The 19,053-nt window shown below is 67.7% G+C and carries 19 protein-coding genes and 1 pseudogene; 18 read left to right on the top strand and 2 right to left on the bottom strand.

The window, feature by feature from the left end; genetic code table 11:
• Positions 1-15: 15 nt before the first annotated feature.
• Both ACZ5SK_RS14000 and ACZ5SK_RS13995 read left to right on the top strand, forming a co-directional pair.
• Positions 16-348: a hypothetical protein gene (locus ACZ5SK_RS14000; RefSeq protein ID WP_334578186.1), complete on the top strand. Its 333-nt coding sequence runs from the start codon at positions 16-18 to the stop codon at positions 346-348.
• The gene (locus ACZ5SK_RS13995) at positions 348-1,166 is read left to right on the top strand and encodes a hypothetical protein (RefSeq protein ID WP_334578185.1); all 819 of its coding nucleotides are present in this window, start codon (positions 348-350) and stop codon (positions 1,164-1,166) included. Before ACZ5SK_RS14000 ends, ACZ5SK_RS13995 begins: the two co-directional genes overlap by 1 nt.
• Positions 1,167-1,200: 34 nt before the next feature.
• Here ACZ5SK_RS13995 and ACZ5SK_RS13990 read toward each other — a convergent pair whose 3' ends face one another.
• Together ACZ5SK_RS13990 and ACZ5SK_RS13985 are read right to left on the bottom strand one after the other, a co-directional pair.
• On the bottom strand, positions 1,201-1,755 hold the full coding sequence (locus ACZ5SK_RS13990) for a GNAT family N-acetyltransferase (RefSeq protein ID WP_334578184.1): 555 nt from the start codon (positions 1,753-1,755) through the stop codon (positions 1,201-1,203).
• Between the two features lie 10 nt (positions 1,756-1,765).
• A complete protein-coding gene (locus tag ACZ5SK_RS13985; protein ID WP_334578183.1) occupies positions 1,766-3,097 on the bottom strand; it encodes a hypothetical protein in 1,332 nt (443 codons plus the stop codon).
• Between the two features lie 258 nt (positions 3,098-3,355).
• On the opposite strand from ACZ5SK_RS13985, the gene ACZ5SK_RS13980 reads away from it, so the two are divergent.
• From ACZ5SK_RS13980 to ACZ5SK_RS13905, 16 genes and pseudogenes are all read left to right on the top strand, one after another.
• The gene (locus tag ACZ5SK_RS13980) at positions 3,356-3,850 is read left to right on the top strand and encodes an ATP-binding protein (protein WP_443041250.1); all 495 of its coding nucleotides are present in this window, start codon (positions 3,356-3,358) and stop codon (positions 3,848-3,850) included.
• Positions 3,851-3,920: 70 nt separating this feature from the next.
• Complete coding sequence (locus ACZ5SK_RS13975) at positions 3,921-4,910, top strand: hypothetical protein (protein WP_443041249.1); 990 nt, start codon at positions 3,921-3,923, stop codon at positions 4,908-4,910.
• 73 nt (positions 4,911-4,983) lie between these two features.
• Positions 4,984-6,495, top strand: a complete 1,512-nt coding sequence (locus tag ACZ5SK_RS13970; RefSeq protein WP_334578181.1) for an amino acid permease — start codon at positions 4,984-4,986, stop codon at positions 6,493-6,495.
• Entirely contained in the window at positions 6,495-7,844 is a 1,350-nt protein-coding gene (locus ACZ5SK_RS13965) for a glutamine synthetase family protein (RefSeq protein ID WP_468576026.1), read from the top strand. The genes ACZ5SK_RS13970 and ACZ5SK_RS13965 overlap by 1 nt, the downstream gene beginning before the upstream one ends.
• Positions 7,845-7,977: 133 nt before the next feature.
• Positions 7,978-8,280, top strand: a pseudogene (locus tag ACZ5SK_RS13960) (helix-turn-helix domain-containing protein); the annotation flags it as partial.
• Between the two features lie 42 nt (positions 8,281-8,322).
• Positions 8,323-8,865, top strand: a complete 543-nt coding sequence (locus ACZ5SK_RS13955) for a GntR family transcriptional regulator (RefSeq protein WP_361710679.1) — start codon at positions 8,323-8,325, stop codon at positions 8,863-8,865.
• Positions 8,866-9,832: 967 nt separating this feature from the next.
• On the top strand, positions 9,833-10,411 hold the full coding sequence (locus tag ACZ5SK_RS13950; protein ID WP_334578178.1) for a hypothetical protein: 579 nt from the start codon (positions 9,833-9,835) through the stop codon (positions 10,409-10,411).
• A complete protein-coding gene (locus tag ACZ5SK_RS13945) occupies positions 10,408-11,070 on the top strand; it encodes a hypothetical protein (protein ID WP_334578177.1) in 663 nt (220 codons plus the stop codon). Before ACZ5SK_RS13950 ends, ACZ5SK_RS13945 begins: the two co-directional genes overlap by 4 nt.
• Before the next feature lie 87 nt (positions 11,071-11,157).
• Entirely contained in the window at positions 11,158-11,961 is an 804-nt protein-coding gene (locus ACZ5SK_RS13940; protein ID WP_334578176.1) for a DNA glycosylase family protein, read from the top strand.
• Positions 11,962-11,973: 12 nt separating this feature from the next.
• Positions 11,974-13,497: a B12-binding domain-containing radical SAM protein gene (locus ACZ5SK_RS13935; protein ID WP_361710683.1), complete on the top strand. Its 1,524-nt coding sequence runs from the start codon at positions 11,974-11,976 to the stop codon at positions 13,495-13,497.
• Positions 13,494-14,150 carry a dTMP kinase gene (gene tmk / locus ACZ5SK_RS13930; protein ID WP_334578174.1) on the top strand — a complete coding sequence of 219 codons (657 nt, stop codon included), beginning with the start codon at positions 13,494-13,496 and terminating at the stop codon, positions 14,148-14,150. Before ACZ5SK_RS13935 ends, tmk begins: the two co-directional genes overlap by 4 nt.
• Positions 14,147-14,590, top strand: coding sequence for an NUDIX hydrolase (locus tag ACZ5SK_RS13925; RefSeq protein WP_334578173.1), 444 nt, complete (start codon positions 14,147-14,149; stop codon positions 14,588-14,590). The genes tmk and ACZ5SK_RS13925 overlap by 4 nt, the downstream gene beginning before the upstream one ends.
• A gap of 449 nt (positions 14,591-15,039) precedes the next feature.
• A complete protein-coding gene (locus ACZ5SK_RS13920; protein ID WP_457495155.1) occupies positions 15,040-15,531 on the top strand; it encodes a hypothetical protein in 492 nt (163 codons plus the stop codon).
• A gap of 122 nt (positions 15,532-15,653) precedes the next feature.
• On the top strand, positions 15,654-16,106 hold the full coding sequence (locus tag ACZ5SK_RS13915; protein WP_361710237.1) for a hypothetical protein: 453 nt from the start codon (positions 15,654-15,656) through the stop codon (positions 16,104-16,106).
• Between the two features lie 120 nt (positions 16,107-16,226).
• On the top strand, positions 16,227-17,753 hold the full coding sequence (locus tag ACZ5SK_RS13910; protein WP_361710239.1) for a carboxylesterase/lipase family protein: 1,527 nt from the start codon (positions 16,227-16,229) through the stop codon (positions 17,751-17,753).
• 192 nt (positions 17,754-17,945) lie between these two features.
• A complete protein-coding gene (locus ACZ5SK_RS13905; RefSeq protein WP_361710242.1) occupies positions 17,946-18,488 on the top strand; it encodes an SMI1/KNR4 family protein in 543 nt (180 codons plus the stop codon).
• Positions 18,489-19,053: the final 565 nt, after the last annotated feature.

Here is a 19,053-nt window from a genome sequence, read left to right as displayed (position 1 = left end):
CGAAGGACTTCGCCCATGGATCCCGCTGTCCTCGCCTGGCTCTTGGCGCAGCTCGGCCCCGACACCGACCAGGCCGACCTGCAGACCCGCTACGCGCGGCTCGGCTCGGCCCGGGCTGTGGCCCTGGAAGTGCTGAGCGAGCGGCGTGCCAAGCTGCTCGCCGAGCCCCTGCAGTTGACCGTCAACGGTGTGGCCACCCTCGACCAGTCCAACAACCTCACCGGCCTGGAACGGCAGATCGCCTCTGTGGAGGATGCGACCGCCCCCGACGAGCCGAACGGTGGGGACACCCTCGTCATCGCCCCACTGCAGTCCGCTCGTCGCCGACGCCACCACCGGTGGCGGTAATGGCGTACGAGTTCCCACCGCTGACGCCCGGAGACGCCGAGATCGTGGCTGCGCGCGTCGCCGCGGTGCTGGAGGACGCCTGGCAGCGCCTGGCGGACCAGCAGGCTGCCGTGCTCGCCGCGATCGGCGACAACGCCGGCTCCCGGATGGTCGCCGACCGGCTCGCACAGTTCCAGGCCGCCATCGTCGAGTTCCAGCAGCGCGTCGACGCCGAGGCCCGTGCCTTCGTGGCACGCCAGCTGCCTCACCTGTACGAGGAAGGGGCGCGGGCCGCAGCCGCGACGGTCGGCGGGCACTTCTCCTGGACGCTCATCCACACCGAGGCCCTGCAGTCGCTGGCCTCCGACTCCTACGTCGACTTCCTGCGCCGCTCCGAGGAAGAGCAGCGCATGGCCGCCGTGTTCTATCGGGCCGTACGGGATGCCGCTCGCCGCGAAGTGCCGCTACTGGCCGCCGGCCACACCACCGCCTTGCAGGCAGCGAAAGGCCTCGCTGACCGGCTTGCCGCCGAACATCAACTCGCGTACGTGATCTACCGCAACGGTGCGCGCATGCCGGTGCGCGTGTGGGCTGAGGCCGCGACGCTCGCCAAGTCGGCCGTCGCCTACAACGCTGGCACTCTCAACCGGACCCGCCAGGCCGGGGTGTCCATGGTCGAGGTCTTCGACGGATCAGACTGCGGCTGGACTACACACCAGGACCCTGACAAGGCCAACCACACCATCCGCACGGTCGAGGAAGCTGCGGAGTGGCCGATCTCCCATCCACGCTGTCGGCGGGGGTTCGGGCCGCGACCAGATGCCGTGGACGCTGCCTGAAGGCCGTCAAGATCATCCCGTCGCCTTTCTGCGCTTACTCGGCGATCCGCCTCCATTCGTCTTCGAGCATCGAGTGCACAACCGAGTCACGCCATCTGCCGGCCTTCTCGATGTGGCCGCGGATAGTGCCTTCCTCAACCATGCCCGCTGCCGTCATCGTCTTCGCGGAGGCCTCGTTGAGTGGGGAGCGCGCGCCCCATATGCGGTGTAGGCCGAGGTACTCGAACCCGAGGCCCAGCAGGAGCCGTACGGTCTCAACGCCGTAGCCGACACCCCAGGTGTCTGGGCGCAGCGCGAAGCCGAACGTTGCCGCGCGCTGCTGGTGTGGATCCATGGCAAGTCGGCCGAACCCGATCACTTCGTTCGTGTCCCGCTCCACGACAGCGAGTGCATACTCGCTGCGCGGTTCCGTCACGGCTAGGGCAATGGACCGGGCGACGATCTGGGTGACCTGATCATGGTTGCGCGGCTCGAACGACAGGTGCTCCGTCGCCTCGGGACTGCCATAGACGGCGAGCACCGCGTCGACGTCCTCCATGGAGAGTTCACGGAGACCAAGCCGCGGGCTGGAGCGCGTGACCGGATGCATGCCTCGGACTCTACCCGCGAGGAAGCGCCGGCCGACTGGCTGGGAAGGCTTCGATCTCCGAACGGAGATCGCGGGCGACAACGGCCGTACGAGCGGGACTGCTCATCAGCGAGTGACGAACGCGCAGCGCTGATACGACGATGCCGTTGTTGCGGTGCGAGTTCGGCAGGTCCAGGACAGGGCGCATAGCGGCTGCTGCGCCGTCCACGTCACCGCTGAAGAGACGGATCAACGCGAGGTCGCACCGCGATCCCGCGAGGTCTCCGAACGCCCAGTTTGGGGCGCTGGGATCGCTGAATCCCTGTACGGCCTGTTCCGCCTGCGCGACGAGTTGGGCGTCACCATGGCCGAGGAGCGCCTCTGACTCCACCTCGTAGTAGAGCTGCTTCTCCGGGGCATACGTGAACAGCCCACCGAGCCGGTCCAAGTCGTCGTAGACGACGTGCTCGCGTCGGTCGGTGGCCTCCTGGTTCACGTTGCGCACCGACTCCTCGTCGCCCAGGACCGCGGCAGCACGGGCCTGGAGGCCGAGCAGCCACAGCCCGACGGTTCCGCGCAGGCCAGCGGCAGTTGCTGCCCCCTGACTGGCGTAGTGATAGGCGTCTTCGGGCTTGTCTGCCCAGTAGGCGATGAGTGACTTGAGCCCGTCAGTGAGGGCGATGAGTCCAGGGTGCTCGGCTGTCCTGGCACAGGAGGCAGCGACGCGGGTCATGGTCATGGCCTGGTGCGGGGACTCCATGTCGTTGAAGCCCTTGGCGACGAGGAACGACAGGATGGCGGCCTTGGCGTTCAGGTCACGGAGATGTGACAGCTGGTGGACCCTGCCACCCTCGAGGAGTCGGAAGACCTGATCCTGGGTCTCGAGCAGGTCGTCCCAAATCGTCGACAGGGATTCACGCGGGTACGCAGCGACGAGGCGTCCCACCTCGTCGTCGAGCAGGCCGAGTGTGTCCTCCCCTACCGTCTCGCGGTCCTTTCCCAGGAGGAACTCCTTCGCGCGTCGCACAGCCATCGTGCCCGTCCTTTTCATCTCGCTCAGGTCCCTGCCGGCATCGGCAGGGGAGTCAGTGGGTGACGTGCCGGTCAACGGAGAGCAGTTCGGCGTAGTGCCGTCGGGTACCTCGGTCCACAGGTCATCGATGCTGTGGCCCAGCATTTCGACGATGACGGGGCGAAATGCTCGCTGAGGCCTTCTGCCGTCGTAGAACCATCCCTCAACGGTCTTCGAGGCCGGTTCCGTGTTTGCTAAACCGAGCTTTGCGGCTGCCGCCTTGTAAAGCGGGAGGATGTCCTCCGGGGTTCGTACGCCACGCGATTCGAGGGTGTACCGGAAGAACAACACGGCGCTCGCCTCCCACTCTTACGACCTGGTACGTCACTGCCACAACGGTAGAACGCTGTCCCTATCAAGTTGCCCCAAGCGGACGCTACTTAGCGGTTCCGAGGAGAGTCCGGGGAAGTTGCGAGGGAACCGGTCAACTTTGCGCCAAAACCCGAGGGGGGTCTGGGGGTAGAGCCGTCTGCACGCGGTTGCAACGCTCGTATCAGCCCTTGCTGAGAGTGCTCGGCTGCGCACAATCGTGGATCAGGGAGTTCCCCCATGCCCCCCAGAGTTGCCGGAGCGACGACCGTCGCATGGACGCCTCGTGCGACCCCACACCGTGGCGGGGCCGTACTGCACGAGAGATTCGGCGTCGTATCACGCCGACGTGGCGAACCACCCCGAAGTGTGGACGCAGGCCGAGTAGGGATCATGCGCAGGATCGCGGCCGCGCGGCTCAGATACTGCGGGCTCGAATCGATGACGGACGACGTGATGCTGATCGTCTCGGAGCTGCTTACCAACGCGCTCCTGCACAGCGGCACTACTGAGATCAGCCTGTCGATCGCCGTTGACGGCGGCTCTCTTCGCATCGCGGTCTACGACGGCATGGAGGGAAGCGCCATGTCCAGGCCCGCCGACGACAACGCCGAGTCCGGGCGCGGCCTCGCCCTGGTCGAGGCCCTGGCCAGGGAAAACGGCGGGGAATGGGGCACCAGCGACGCCGGTGCCACGACATGGTGCTGCCTGGCCCTGCCGAAGGAGCAGTCGTGAAGGCCGCGGTCACCACCCCTTGTTGGAGCCACCGTGCCGGTCTCGTGTTACCCCGCTACTTGAAGAGGGCGTGCTGATGCCGCCGACCAGCACGAGCTTGACTCCCCACAGGGCAGGCCGTGATGAACAACTGCGCCTGGCGCTCGAAGATCTCCAACTCGGCCGGTGGCTGTCCACCAAGGAGCTGCTCGACCACACCCTTTGGGCTTCGCGTACGTCCCGGACCCAAGTCCTGGCGGTCGCCGCAGCCCAGAGTGACGCGGTCGACGCCTGGTACGCGGAGGATCCAGGCGATGCCAACGCCGCGATGATGCGGGCCCGGGTGCTGACGCAGCGGGCTCTCGTCACGCATCGTGCGGGAGCCGCTGGCGACGTCCTTCGTCGGATTCGCATGGCGCGCGGTGCTTGTGATGAGGCGGCGGTCCGTTGGCCGGCCGACCCTGTGCCGTGGGTGGACCAGCTTGCACTTGCCCAGCTCGACCTCGATATCAGGGCCGCGCACCGCCCGGAGCACTGGGCGGCGCCGCCCGAGACGATGCTGCCGCGAGGGCCCTGGCCGCTGCTGTGGGAGGTCAGCCGACGCGATCCGGCGAACCGCGAGGCCTACCACCGCATGCTTCAGTGCCTCCAAGCGCGCGGGGACGGAGCCGTGGACTTCACACGATGGGTCGCCTCGCGCGTAAAGCCAGGGTCCGTCCTGCTCACTCTGCCGCTCTACGCGTATGTGGATGAATTCCGGCAGCGCAATGCCGGGGGGCAGATATCCGCCGGGATCGGGTTCTGGCAGAACGAGATGATCCAGTACTACGTCGGCCTGGCGCGGAATTCATGGTTCGCCTACCTGACCCATCCCGGCGAGGCTTCCCTGCTGGACTTGAACTATCTCGCCTACACGCTCACGGCCTCCGGTATGGCCGGTGCGCATTGGGTGTTCGAGGCGATCGGCTCTTTCGCCACTCCCGCACCGTGGCGATACGTCAGCAAGGCGGGCCGGTACTGGGAGGACGACTTCCTGCAAGCGCGCGCCTACGCGTACAGACGGAGGTCCGCTCGCACGTGAGAAGCCGTGCTCCCCCGGCCGCAAGCCAATCCTTTCCCGTTCCGTCTCCCTATCGAATCAGAGGATTCCTTCGGTGTCTGCGAGAAGTACCGGCGCCCACCGGCTGGCCAACGACGACGACGTCCTGGCCGGACTCGGCTACCAGAGCGTGCTGTCCCGCCGTATGGGCCCGTTCGGCAACTTCGCGATCTCCTTCTCCGTCATCAGCGTTCTGTCCGGCTGTATGACGCTGTACGGCTTCGGCCTCAACACCGGCGGCCCCGCCGTCGTCATGTGGGGCTGGGTCGGCGTGGGCCTGATGGTCCTGCTTCTGGGCATGTCGCTGGCGGAGGTCACCTCTGCCTACCCCACCTCCGGCGGCCTGTACTACATGGCGCACCGGCTCGGCGGGCCCCGCTGGGCATGGGTGACCGGCTGGCTCAACCTCCTCGGGCTGCTCGGCGCGATCGCCGGGATCGACTACGGCGCCGCCACGTTCGTCGGAGCGTTCGCCAACTTGCAGTGGGGGTTCGTCCCCAGCCCCGAGAAGACCATGATGATCTTCGCGGGGATTCTGCTGCTGCACGCCCTGCTGAACGTGGCCGGTGTCCGCCTCGTCAGCGTCCTGAACTCCGTCTCCGTCTGGTGGCACCTGATCGGTGTTGCCGTCATCGTCGGAGCCCTGACCCTCGCTCCCGCTCAGCACCGCAGCGCCGAGTTCGTGTTCACGCACTTCAACAACGGCACCGGCATCGGCAACGGCCTGTACGTGACCGCGCTCGGGCTGCTGCTGGCGCAGTACACGTTCTGCGGCTACGACGCGTCCTCGCACCTGTCGGAGGAGACCACCCGGGCCCAGATATCGGCGCCCCGGGGCATCGTCCGCTCCATCTGGGTGTCCTGGATCGTCGGCTTCGTCCTGCTGGCCGGTCTCACCTCCGCCATCCAGGACTACGCCGGCACCCAGGGCAGCGCGACCGGTGTGCCGCCCGCACAGATCTTCCTCGACGTCCTGGGGGCCGACGGAGCGAAAGCGCTGATGCTCATCGTGATCGTCGCTCAACTCTTCTGCGGCAACGCCGAGACCGCGGCCGCCTCACGCATGGTGTTCGCGTTCTCCCGCGACGGCGCCATTCCCTTCGCCGGCACCTGGCGTCGCGTCAGTCCCCGCACCAAGACGCCCGTCGCCGCCGTATGGCTGTCCGTCGGCGCCGCACTCGTACTGGCCGCGCCGTCGCTGTACTCGCCGACCGCGTACGCCGCGGTCACGGCGATCAACGTCATCGGCATCACGCCCGCCTACGCCATCCCGGTCTACTTGCGGCTGCGCGCCGGCAACCGCTTCACCCCGGGGCCGTGGAACCTCGGCCGCTTCAGCGGTCTCATCGGCTGGACGGCCGTGACGTGGGTCGTCTTCGTCACGGTCCTGTTCTGCCTGCCGCAGGTCGCCCCCATCACCGCCACATCCTTCAATTACGCCGGCGTCGCGCTGATCGGGGTACTCCTGCTCGCGTGGGTCCTGTGGATCACGAAGGGCCGTCGCAGCTACCAGATCCCGTCCCTGAGCAGTGCCACCGCCCACAGCGAATTCGAAGGTGTCATCTGATGGACGACCAGACGCCGAAGCCGGCCGGGCGTATCTCCCTCGATGACCTGCGCGCGGCGGTGAAACAGGGGACCATCTCCACGGTCATGGTGGCCGTCCCCGACATGACGGGCCGCCTCATGGGCAAGCGCCTCGCGGGGCACGCCTTCCTCGAACGACTCGACGAGGGCCCCCGCGTGTCGGAAGCCTGCTCCTACGTCCTCGCCACCAACGTCAACATGGACCCCCTGACCGGCTTTGCCCTCACGAGCTGGGACGACGGCTTCCAGGACATGGGCTTCGACGCCGATCCGCAGACGCTGCGCGTGCTGCCCTACCTGTCCCGCACCGCGCTCGTCCACTGCGACGCCGTTCACCCCGACGGCGCACCTGTCGAGGTTGCTCCGCGCCACCTTCTGCGCACCTGGCTCGGCCGCCTGGCGGATCTCGGCTACGAGGTGCGGGCAGGGCTGGAGAGCGAATTCGTCCTGTGCCGTGGCATGGAACCCGTCGTGCCGCACAACCTCGACTACGCCCTCGGCCACCCCCCGCTGTTGGCCGACTTCTTCAGCGACCTGGAACACGTCCTCCACAGCGCTGGCATCCCCGTCGAGGCAGTCAAGACGGAAGGGGCCGCTGGCCAGGCAGAAGTCACTTTCCCCTACGGGCCGGCCATGGAGGCGTGCGACGACTACACGGTCTACAAGCACGCCGTGCGCCACACCGCCGCGCTACGGGGGCTGACGGCCACCTTCATGGCGGCGCCCTTCACCGGCGTGGGCAGCGGGCTGCACGTGCACCTCTCCCTGTGGGAGAACGACGCCCCGGCCTTCGTCACCACGCGCCGACAGCTCCCGACCGACGCCATGCGGCACAGCATCGCCGGACTGCTCTCCGCGCTGCCCCACATGGCCCCGCTGTACGCGCCGCACGTCAACTCCTACAAGCGGTACGCCACCGCGCACTCCTTCGCCCCCCAGTACATGAACTGGGGAAGCGACAACCGCGGGTGCGCCGTCCGCGTCACCGGCCAGGCAGACAGCACACACCTGGAGATCCGTCTCCCGGGTGCCGACGCCAACCCCTATCTCGCCCTCGCCGCATCCATCGCCGCCATCGCGCACGGCCTCACCGACAAACTCGATCCCCCGCCGCCCTGCCTCGGCGACGCCTACACCACCAGGCACGACGTGCCCGTCCCCCGGGAGCTCTCCGACGGCCTCGCCCACTTCCGCGACAGCAGCCTCGCCAACCGCCTCTTCGGCTCTGACGTCGTCCGTCACTACGCCCGCGCAGCAGAGGCCGAAAACGACGAACACCGCAGGCACGTCACCGACATCGAACGCGAACGCGGGTTCGACCGCGCCTGACAGGCGCCGCGGCCGCCGCGCCCTCAGCGACAGCAGCCGATCAGCGAGGGCCCGGACACGGCCGGGCTCCCACCAGGAACGCCCGACGCAATCCACCACCCACAGGCTCGGGCACAGACAGGAAGGCAAGAGGTTGAGCACGACTCAGGCAGCCGCACGCCACGGGAACGGCGCTGCTGCCCCGGCGTCCAACAGCCCATCGCAGCAGACACCTGGCCACGTCGCGGCCGGCGCCGGCCCCCGGTGGCGACAGCCGCTTCAGAAACTCCCCTCCTACCCGCGCGGGGCACGGATCCAGGGCCGCGACCGGGAGCGATACCGCCGCGCAGCAGCCGAGGCCTACCAGGAAGGCGGGACCCTCCGCGAGATCAGCACGTTCATCAAACGCTCGCCCGGGTTCGTCAAGGATCTGCTCCTCGAAGGCCACGTGGTACTGCACCCGACCGGACACCGCCCAGGAGACCGACCCCGCCCACGCATGTCAGCCGCATCGGCACAGGTCGAGAACGCGCTCCGGCGCCGCATGGAAGACGGCAAATACGAGGTCGGCGCCAAGATCCCCACCCCCCAGTCCCTCACGGAGGAATTCGGCCGGTCCAAGAAAGCCGTCGTACGCGCCCTCGCCCGGCTGGAGGCAGCCGGATACCTGCTCGGCGTACAGGGCCGGGGAACAGTGGTGACCGATCCGCGCAACCCCCTGCAGGGGCCGACTCTTCGGGTACGCACCGGACCGGAGCAATGGGAGACCTGGACGGTTCAGCAACCAGGCAGTACCAACGCCGAGCACATCAGGACCGCCGTCACAGCCCGGATAGCAGACGGCACCTATCCCGCCGGCCGCAAAATCCCAAGCCGCTACAAACTCGCCCGGGAGTTCGGCGTCGCCTACCCCACCGTCTACAACGCCCTCAAGCAGCTTCAAGAACGCGGAATTCTGACGGCCAGCGAGGAAAGGTCCGGCGGGCTGATCGCTACCCCGCCGGGGGCGCGCGATGCTGCCATGGGGACGGTGGCTCCATGAAGCGGCGGCAGTGGCGGGGCATGCGCGTGCCGTACATCACCTCGTGGACGGCGGAGTCCGTCCCACAACCGCCCGTCATCCGCATCTTCGGGCGAGGCGGCGAGGGCATCGGCTACGCGGACGAGGAACCCCTCGTCGACCGGCGGCACGAGGCACTGTGGGCGCGCTCCTCCATCGCCCCGGGCCGCGGCGAGCCGGTCTTCCACCGGGTCAACTCGCGGCGGCAGCAACGCGCGATGAGGTACAGCCTGTGCCAAGTGTGCGGTGAGGCAGCTATCGGATGGCGGGCCGACGAGCGCACGCTACACCTGCTGGGCGGCGACACCCCGATCGCCGAAGGGGAGACCACCACGGCACCCCCCGTGCACCCGGCCTGCGCGGTCGAGGCGACGGAGAACTGTCCGCCCCTCAGGCGAGGCCATGCCGCCGCGCTCGTTGAGTTCAGCCCGCTGTGGGGCGTGGCTGGCATAGTCCACGACCCGGTGACGCTGGCTCCGCTCCCCAATTCTGGCCCGCGTCTAAATGAACTCCAACACGTCCATATCGGGGCTAAGCAGATCCGATGGACACTGGCCAGCTTCACCGTGGTCAGCCTCCACGGCGTCACGCGGGTGTTCCCGGACGAGTTGCACGCCATGGCAGCGGAAGCCGCACCTCGAGCAACGACCGATCCCGAGCGGGAGTCGCTTGGTGATCGCCCCCTATATGCCGCGGCGCTGAGGTCTGGCACCGCCCCGACCCCCTCCGCACGCGACGAGGCCAAACCCCTGCCGGCTGGCCGCGCCACTTCGGATAACGGAGCCCTGTCAGCCCCCCGACGTCCTCCGCTGGGCACCCCCGTTGCCGAGCGTGGGACACCAGCCCGGCGCGGGGACGACGGTCCGACGTGTTCTCTCTCCTGTGAGGACACACCACCGCCGCACCGGGTGCCCACCACCGTTTCCCTGACTGCACAAGGAATCGACTCGTGACCGCCATCCTGCCCGCCTTCGTCAACCAGCTACTCGACCAGAGCCAAGACCCCGCGGAGATCCCAAAGATCGAACCGTCGGCCTCCATAGGCTGGCTCGTCCCACTCGCGTCCTGGATCCTCAGCGTCTTCGACACGGGCTCCTACCGGGCAGACGGCTCGTTCCTCGCTCACTGCTACGTGCATCTGCCTCTTTCGCTGCCCGACGGCCCCACCGCCTACCTTCGGGTGACGGCTAAGTCCGGCATGGAGCCCTGGCCGGTGCTCGCCACCTCGGTGGTCCTGACGATCGCAGGCTCGCTGGAGCTGGAGATGTACCAGGAAGTAACCGATTCTCTCGCTCAGCAGCCCCACTACGCGCGCGTATGCGGCCCGGAGGAGGTGTTCGCCATCCATGCGGACACGCTCTGTGCCACCCGCAGTAGTGCTGATGCCCTGCATCTCCTGGTCATGGCGCCGTCGGCCAAGCCGGGCGGGTCACCGCTCAACCCGGACGAGTACACCAAGGCCGCCCACCGGGCGCGCGAGATCCTCGAAAGCGTCTCCCTGACTGCCACGGCAGGTGGTCACCGGTGAAGATCGCAGAGTCCTGGCTGACGCAGGTTCCATGCCTGGACACGCCCGACTTGACCTACGTGCAGCACGTCAGCCGCGGCATCCTGGACCGGATCGCCGCAGACCGAAACTTGCTCACCACACTCGTGGACGAGGTCCTCCAAAACCCCGACCGCCTGGCCGCGAGCCGCGTCACGCTCCTGCTGAACCGGCTGTCTCTGTGGGAGGCCCCAGACCGCAGCTTCGAGCTCCGCCTCAACATGAACCCGCGGCCCGAAAACCAACTCGTGCCGCACGACCACTGCTACGCGTTCGCTACCCACATCCTGGCCGGCGGCTACGTCCACGTGGTCAGGCGCCGCACCGACGGCTGGAAGGGGTCGTTCACCGGGGCGGACCTTCAACCGGCCATCGTGACCGTCGAACGCCCCGGCAGCACGTACGCCCTGGACCACTCGATGGTGCACCAAGCAGTGATGGCGCCAGACACCGTCACCCTCTTCATCCGAGGCCCCCGCCGAAAGCAACGCTCCCACGCTGCCGACGAGCTCATGCCGTCCAGGCAGTCCTGGCCCGAACCAGCCGTCCCTGGGGACGAACCCGCGGAATCCCGCTCCGCCACCCTCGAGGAGTTCCTGATAATGCGCCGCTACCTGCGAGACCGCCGAATCATCAACTGACATCTCCGCATTCCGCAGCTCTCCGGCGTGCCGCTGTCGAAGGCGCGAGAGGCTACGGCGACCCCCCGAACGACTGAGGAGTATCCGATGGCCGGCGTTCTCACGACCGATCACCCTGCCTGGCACAGCTACGACAACGGTGCACGTGCCCGTGCCGTACGGGCCGGCTCGGGGCTGTGGGTCATGTCGCACGACACCTACGGCCTGCGCGTTGACTGTGTGAACGGCAGCGAGGACTTCAAGCCGTCGTTCGTCGTCACCGACCCCGCCGACCTGCCAGCGGCCGCGCCCAGCGCACTGCGGGACGGGCTCGTCGAGCTCGGCGTCTCGCAGCGGCTCGCCAACCCGTGGTTGTGGGACGCGATCACTACCGCGATCCTGCGGCAGGTAGTACGCGCGGACCAAGCCCGCAAGCTCTACCGCACCTGGTGCAAGACGTACGGGACGCCCGTCGACGGCCCCTTCGGGCCGCTCGCGGTCGCACCCACGCACACCCGGGTCCTCGAACTGCCCGACAGCAGCTTCGCCGTCGTCGGCGCGAAGTTCCACCGCACCGCCCTGCGGGCCGCGGCCGAACACTACGAGCGGCATCATGACGCCTGGAGGCATGCGGACGCCGGGGACCTGGTCGTCGCGCTGAGCAACATCCCGCGCATCGGTCCGTGGACAGCCCGCGCGGCCGCCGCCGACTTCACCGGGGACTTCAGCGCGTACCCGCACGACGACCTCGCCGTGCGCACCTGGGCCGCGCAGATCGCACCCGCATACCCCTGGCCCGACAAGAAGGACAAGTCCTTCGGGCCGCTGTGGACCGGCTGGGCCGACGAAGACCGCACCGCCCTGCACACCCTCACTCTCGCCACCCTGACCTGGGGGGCGCATGCCCGATGACCTGGAGGACCCATGCGGCAGTTACCGCTGATCGCGGGCGCCGACAACACCCGCACGATCGACGCCCTGTTCATCAACGCACCGCTGCGTGACTACACCCTGCGGCCCCGCACCAACGACTACACCCTCCCGGTGCTAGGCATGGCGTACATCGCCACCTACGCCCAACAGCAAGGGTTCAACGTCGGCGTACTCGACGCCGAAGCCCACGGCCTGGGCGTAGACGAGACCGCCCGGATCGTCGACGAGGCCGCACCCCGCTGGGCCGCCATGAATCTTCTCGCGCCCACCTACGAGATGTCCGCGCGGATCGCCGCCAGGCTCGACCCCGGCATTGACCTGATGGTCGGCGGCCACCACGCCAAAGCCATGCCTGACCGCGTCCTCAACGACCCCCGCATGAGCAGCTTGCGCGCCCTTGTCCTCGGCGAGGGAGAACTGAGGGTCGCCGCTCTCCTCGATGACGCCCACAACCGGCGCACGCTGCCGGGCGTCCTATGGCGCGACCCCCTGCTCGGCACCCGGGCCGTCGGCATCGCAGATCCCAAGACCAGTGCCGCCATGCTGGGCCCCAACATCGACGCCCTGCCGTACGTCAACCGCGCCTTCCTGCCCCAAGATCCCTACCAGGCTCCGCCAACGGCTACGGACCTCCGTCTGGCCGGAGAACGACCCTGGATCGGTTCCAGGGGCCACTGGGAAGCCAACATCGTCGGCAGCCGCGGCTGCCCCTACAACTGCACGTTCTGCGGCGCGGCCGTCTCCGCGAACCCGGACGTCAGCATCCGCGTGCGATCCCCCCAGAACATCATCGGAGAGCTCGACCAGCTAAACGACGAGTACGGCGTGACCGCCTTCCGCTTCGTCGATGATCTGTTTCTCGGTGTCGGCCGGGTCATCGAGGAGCAGATGGCAACGTTCGCGGAGCACCGGATCGGGGACCGGTATGTCTGGGACGCCACCGGCCGCATCAACGTCCTCAATCGGCTCACCGACGCCGACTTGGACCGCCTCGTCAGCAACGGCCTGCGCGAAGTCGCCCTCGGCATCGAATCCGGCAGTGACCGGATCCTGTCCGCGATGGACAAGCGGATCGACGCCGAGATGACCGAACGCGTCGCACGCCGCCTGGTCGCCCACGGCATCGGGGTCAAGGGCTACTTCATCCTCGGCTTCCCCGGCGAAACCCAAGAGGATCTGGACGCCACCGTCCGGCACATCCACAACCTGTGGGAGATTTCCGACCGGCACGCCGGCGACCTCCGCGCCAGCGTCTTCGAGTTCAGGCCCTACCCGGGCACGCCCGTGTGGGACACCCTGATCAAGGCCGGCTACGAGGCGGACGCCCTGCTGGCCTACGGCGACGTCGACCTGACTGGCGACGGAGCCCACGAGTCCATGCGCCAGCGTGACGAGTTCAACTTCTCCGTCGGCATCCAGTTCGGCGACGTACCGCTGCCACGGATCCGGTCGACGCTCGCCACACTCACCCGGGAGCAGCACGAGCGGAACCAGGGCGGGCAGGTGGCCGCGTGAGAGACGGGCGCAAAGGCTGGTTCGTCAGCATCGACGGGCCCAGCGGCGTGGGCAAGTCCACCACCGTGCAGGCTCTGCACGACCTGCTGGCCGCTCAAGGCCGCCCCGTCAGGCGCACCGTCGAGCCGACCACCACCGCCCTGGGCACCTTCACCCGGGCGAACGCCAACAAGATCCACGGGCTGGCGCTCGCCTGTCTCGTGGCCGCCACCCGCTACGAGCACGTCGAGACGGTAATCGAGCCCGCGCTGCAGGCCGGCGAGCTCATCGTCAGCGACCGCTACCTGCCGTCCACACTGGTCCTGCAGCAGCTCGACGGTGTCCCTGTCGAGTTCCTGATCGACATCAACCAGCACGTCCCCATGCCGGACCTGGCCGTGATCCTCACTGCCGAGCCAGGCCGGATCGCCGCGCGCATCGCCGGACGTGGAATCACCCACCGATGGCACCTCGATCCCACCGGTCCGAGCCGGGAAGTCGATCTTTACCGAGATGCGGCGGCCTACCTCATGAGCAGAGGGGTCCAGGTACTGCTCCTCGACAACGGCGCCTACACCCCATCGGACGTAGCGCGGCGAATCACCGACGCCATACCCGCTCTACCGCTAGCGTCGTTTCCCTCCCCCGCCCCTCCAACCCCCCAAGGAACATGAGCGGACAACCGGCAGCACCCGTCATCGACACCCACGTCATCCTCCGCGACGGCGACAAGGTCCTCCTCTCGCAGCGGGGCGGCCCGTACGGCTACGGCCGCTGGCACATGCCGTCCGGGAAGCTCGACCAAGGCGAGCCCCTCCCTGACGGCGCCGCTCGCGAGCTGTTGGAGGAGACCGGCATCACCGTCGACCCGGCCGACCTTCGGCTCGTTCAGGTCGTGCACCACCGTCAGGACGACAAGGTGGAGCGCATCGGCTTCTTCTTCGAGGCCGTGGAGTGGGAGGGAGAAGCCTTCAACAAGGAGCCGGAGAAGTGCATGGCGCTCACCTGGTTCACCGTGCACGACCTGCCTGACGACATCATCGAGTACCCGCAGGCCGGCCTGATCGGCTACCTCGATGGGACCGGGCCTCTCTCCTCGCACAACTGGCGGTAATCGCGCGGGGTGCTCCCGCCGGGCAGGCGCGGCAGTTGACGTAACGGATTCGCCCGCTGCCGCGTCTCCCTCGCGGAGGAGACTCCGAGCAGATCAGGTTCCGAACTGGCTTACCGGCTCCTCCAGTTACGGAAGAGCTACGGCTGGTCGATAAACGACGTCGAGCGACAGACAGGCTTGAGCCGCCTGGCTCTGTCCATGAGAACGGACAGCAGATGTTCACCACTTCGGGAGGCACCTGCCTCCGGCTCTGTTCGATGTTCATCGCTTGGGGCGGCGCAGAGGACTCGTCGAGATAGTTGTCACCTGGTCGTGGTAACTGTCATCGGTGCCTCCGAGGGCCTGTCGATCCCTGTGACTGTGCACGCCAGTTGGCACTTGAGCACCACAGTTGGCACCGTGAGCGCGATACCTGGCAGACACCCAGGACCGAGAGAGCGGGGGCGGGCGTGGCACTGTGCTTCGAATTGGTGGTGGACTTCGGCGACGACATCGAGGCGGCCCGGGCGGCCGCGCGCGTTGAGCCATGGCCCTACACGCTCCAGGCGGGCACCTTTCGGATCCCCCTGCATCGGCCGATGCTGTCGACTGCGGGGCCGTCCGCGCAGGTCGCCATCGTGCCGGTGGCTGTGGGCCATGGAGTCGCTGCCGATGGCAGCCTGCCTCGCTTCGACCTCACCGAGGCCGAGCTGAAGCAGCTTGGACGCGGCCTCTACGGATTGCTCGCACAGTTCGAGGGCTACCTCACCGCCATGGTCGGCTGGGACCCGGAAGGCTTCCTCGACGTCAACGACCTGGCCACGGACTGGTCGGAGGAACTGGCCGACGGCACCCTGACCGGTCTCGTCCTCGCCGATCACCTCCACAGTCGGCTTTCTCTAGGTCCGGCATGGGTCCCCTTCCGCCCGGGCTACTTGTGGCTGCCCTATGCCCAGCAGTAGTCGCCGTGCATTTCACTCGGCGAGGGGTGCACTCCAGTCAGTGCGGATCCGGCGTAATCGCGCGTCATACCGAAGCGAAATGCGCATGCGGCGTCTGAGGGGCTGAGGGCAGGATCTCGGGCATGTCGACCGATGTCAGCGGAGTGATCGAGTGCCGGCCGGGGGCTCGGCTGTGGGGGCCGGAGGACGAGGACTCTGTATGGGAAGCCGGTATTGATCTCTTTCTGTTCAACGTTGGCAACGCCTACGACGGCTTGGCCTGCCTCTTCGGAATTTGTAACTCCTTCGGCTTCCGCCCTCTGGCCGAGGGGCGCGGCTTCCCGGATGACGCCTCGGATGGGCTGCGCAGGGATTTCTTGGCCTACGGCGGCTCGGACGACGTGTACGGGACCACCTGGCTGACCTGGGCCGAGCTTGAGGTCACTGACTGGCAGGAGACAGACGCCTCCGGTATACGGAGCCGCGCCGCGGCCGCTGGGGCCGGCACCGACTGGGGCCGGGTGTGGCGCGTGATGGCCATCCTCAGCGAGATCCACGGCGCGGAAAATGTACGCCTCGTGGTGTGGTTTCACTGATGCGCGATTGAGCGCTCCAGTTGGCGAGCGGTGCCAACTGGAGCGCTCAGTCACAATCCCTTGCCGGCGGATCCAAACTCACTCGCGTGGCAGCCTGTTGACGGGTGAGACTGGCGCGCAATGAATGAGCAATCGGGTGCTGAGGTGGTCTTTTGGCCAGCGAGGGGCCGTGTGCAGGGCAGAGGGCCCACTAACGGCGTCACTGCGGTGCTCGGCATCCCGTACGCAGCCGCGCCGTTCGGCGCCCGTCGATTCAGGGAGCCGCAGCCAGCGCCGGCCTGGGGTGGGATTCGGGACTGCACGGCCTTCGGACCCATCTCGCCGCAGTCAGCTGAGCTGCCCGGCGCGCCCGTGTGGCGCCCCGGGGACGAAAATGTTCTCACCGTCAACGTCTGGCTGCCGGAGCACACGCATGACGGCGCGCTGCCGGTGTTCTTCTGGATCCACGGCGGCGCCTACACCTTCGGCTCCTCGGCTCAGCCCGACTTCGACGGCGCGGCCCTGGCCCGCGCCGGGCTGGTAGTGGTCAGCTGCAACTACCGGGTGGGCTTCGAGGGCTTCGGCCACGTGCCCGGCTTCTCCGACAACCGCGGTCTTCTGGACCAGGCCGCCGCCCTGCGCTGGGTTCAGGAGAACATCGAGGCCTTTGGCGGCGACCCAGGTAACGTCACCGTCGCCGGGCACTCCTCCGGGGCAGGCTCGGTCGCCTGTCTGATGGCGATGCAGCAGATCAAGGGGCTGTTCCGGCGGGCCATTGCCCACAGCGTGCCCAATGCCTTCTACACGGTCGAGCTCGCAGCGGCGGTCGCCGAGCGGATCGCCGCGGAGGCCGGCGTCGCACCGACGGCGGAGGGGCTGCTGTCCGTACCGCCCCAGGCTCTTGTGGCCGCCTCCGACAAGGTCGCCGCCCAGTGCAGGGCCGTCCCCGTAGCGACGATCCATACCTATGACCCGGTGATCTTTCAACCCGTCGTCGACGGCGAGGTCCTGCCCGCGGACCCGCTCCGCCTGATCGCCTCCGGGGCGGCACGGGACGTGGACCTACTCGCATGCCACACGTTGGAGGAATGCTGGTTCCTCCACGCGGTCGGAGCCGTCCGGGAAGTCACCAGCGAGGCAGAACTGGAAGAATTCGCCGAAGCCCTGCGCCTGCCGGCCAACTTGGTCAACGACTACCGGACGTCCATGCCCGACGCACCGGTGCTCGACCGCTACCTCTCGATGTTCGGCGACGCGAAGTTCGGTGAGTACACCACCCGCCTCGCCGAGCACCACGCGAAGGCTGGCGGCCGGTCCTATCTGGCCCGCTTCGCCCGCAGGCGCGCAGACGCCCGGCCCTGGCACAACGCGGACATCCCCTTCGCGTTCGGCAACCTGGACGCTCTCGGTGCCGAATTCCTCACCGGCGGCCCGCCCGATGAGCTCGACCACGCCCTCTCCCAGCGCATGCTCTGTTCCTGGGCCGACTTCGCCGCCACCGGCGACCCGGGCTGGCCGGCCGTCACCGCCACAACCACGCCGGTCAAGTCTTGGGCACTCCCCCACGACCACCTGACCGATGACGACACGTCCCCCTTCCGCACCCAATGGCGGAACGTCAGATTCGACCTGTTGCACCCCGGGCGAGCGGCAACCGGGCATCGATAGGCAAGGGGGTACCCGAGCCCAGCCAGCGGCCACAAAATCCCGGCCGGTGACAGCAAGCATGGAAATCACGAGGTAGTGACAACACGTCCGGGTCGCACGTCCAAGCTGGTGACAACATTTCGACCGGTCACACGCAGCTCCAGGGTGAGGCGGCCGCGATGGGCTGTCAGTCCCTTCTGCCAGCATGCTGCCGTGACAGACACACGTGATCAGCGTCCCGACGAAGCCACACTCGACTTCCTGCGTTCCGTGTTTCCGCCGGAATGGCGCGAGCTGGCGCTCGGGCATGAAGCCATCGCGGAGTGGGAGCTGGAGAGCGGGGTGGTCCTGCCGGAGCCGTACAGGACCTTCATCGCGGAGGTCAGCAACGGGTCGAGCCTGGGCCCCGCTGGCGATGGAGGTCTTCAGCCGCTCGGCTGGCTGCCCGACACGTGGCCCGACCTCGGCCCGCGGCAGCCAGGGGAACCCTTCCCTCTGGAGGCGGCTTGGGGCTGGGAGGACGATGAGAGTGTCAGCCCCGAGGACCCGCGGATCGGCACCGTGTTCAACAAGGGGTCCATTGTTCTCGGGTCCGAAGACGGGCAGTCGTTCTGGCTTCTGCTGACCACCGGCCCCCGCCGCGGCGAGGTATGGATGGTCGCCGACGTCGGCGCCGTCCCGGCGCCCGGCGACCAGGCATGGGGCTTCGAGGAGTGGGTACGGCGTTGGCACACCGGCGAGGACTGGTGGGACTGATCGCTCCGTCCTGAACAGTCGTAGGCTGCGGACTGTTCGAATCCGTGGTGCTTCCCAAAGTGGTGAACATCTGCTGTCCGTTCTCATGGACAGAGCCAAGCCGCCCCACGCTGTCTCGACTCGAGCGGAACCTGATCGAACCGACGATTTCCGCTGCGGTCCGAGCCCGCCAAGCTTACGGCTACCCGGCCTCACGACTCCTGGCTGAGGGTGAAACTTGCCCTTGGCCTGGGTGCTGTCCTGAGCTCGTACGGCTGGGGTCATCGTCCTGACAGCACCTGCGCCAGCTCACGAACGGGGAACTACTCGGCACCGACGGACAGTTCAGTGGGGTGGGGTGGGCGCGCTCTCAGGAGCCGCTCCCGACAGGATGCCTTGGCCGTCCAGGGCCACTGCAGGAGCTTGCTGCGTAGCCATCACCAGCATGTCGCCGGATTCTTCACGGTTGATCCATATCTTCCTTCAGCTCTTTGGAAAATCTTGAGGGGCCCCCTGGGATCGATTTGCATTCTCATTGCTCTCCGAGTGGCGATATATCGGGATGAAGTGCACAATTCAGCCCTCC

The sequence above is a fragment of the Streptomyces sp. NPDC031474 genome (genome assembly GCF_055581185.1).
This window is presented reverse-complemented; position numbering and strand designations above follow the sequence as displayed.

Excerpts from the sequence above, each read along its gene's own strand:
- ACZ5SK_RS14000 (WP_334578186.1), top strand. The coding sequence starts at position 16 with ATGGATCCCGCTGTCCTCGCCTGGCTCTTGGCGCAGCTCGGCCCCGAC.
- ACZ5SK_RS13995 (WP_334578185.1), top strand. The coding sequence starts at position 348 with ATGGCGTACGAGTTCCCACCGCTGACGCCCGGAGACGCCGAGATCGTG.
- ACZ5SK_RS13990 (WP_334578184.1), bottom strand. The coding sequence starts at position 1,755 with ATGCATCCGGTCACGCGCTCCAGCCCGCGGCTTGGTCTCCGTGAACTC.
- ACZ5SK_RS13980 (WP_443041250.1), top strand. The coding sequence starts at position 3,356 with ATGCCCCCCAGAGTTGCCGGAGCGACGACCGTCGCATGGACGCCTCGT.
- ACZ5SK_RS13965 (WP_468576026.1), top strand. The coding sequence starts at position 6,495 with ATGGACGACCAGACGCCGAAGCCGGCCGGGCGTATCTCCCTCGATGAC.
- ACZ5SK_RS13955 (WP_361710679.1), top strand. The coding sequence starts at position 8,323 with ATGTCAGCCGCATCGGCACAGGTCGAGAACGCGCTCCGGCGCCGCATG.
- ACZ5SK_RS13940 (WP_334578176.1), top strand. The coding sequence starts at position 11,158 with ATGGCCGGCGTTCTCACGACCGATCACCCTGCCTGGCACAGCTACGAC.
- ACZ5SK_RS13935 (WP_361710683.1), top strand. The coding sequence starts at position 11,974 with ATGCGGCAGTTACCGCTGATCGCGGGCGCCGACAACACCCGCACGATC.
- ACZ5SK_RS13925 (WP_334578173.1), top strand. The coding sequence starts at position 14,147 with ATGAGCGGACAACCGGCAGCACCCGTCATCGACACCCACGTCATCCTC.
- ACZ5SK_RS13915 (WP_361710237.1), top strand. The coding sequence starts at position 15,654 with ATGTCGACCGATGTCAGCGGAGTGATCGAGTGCCGGCCGGGGGCTCGG.
- ACZ5SK_RS13910 (WP_361710239.1), top strand. The coding sequence starts at position 16,227 with ATGAATGAGCAATCGGGTGCTGAGGTGGTCTTTTGGCCAGCGAGGGGC.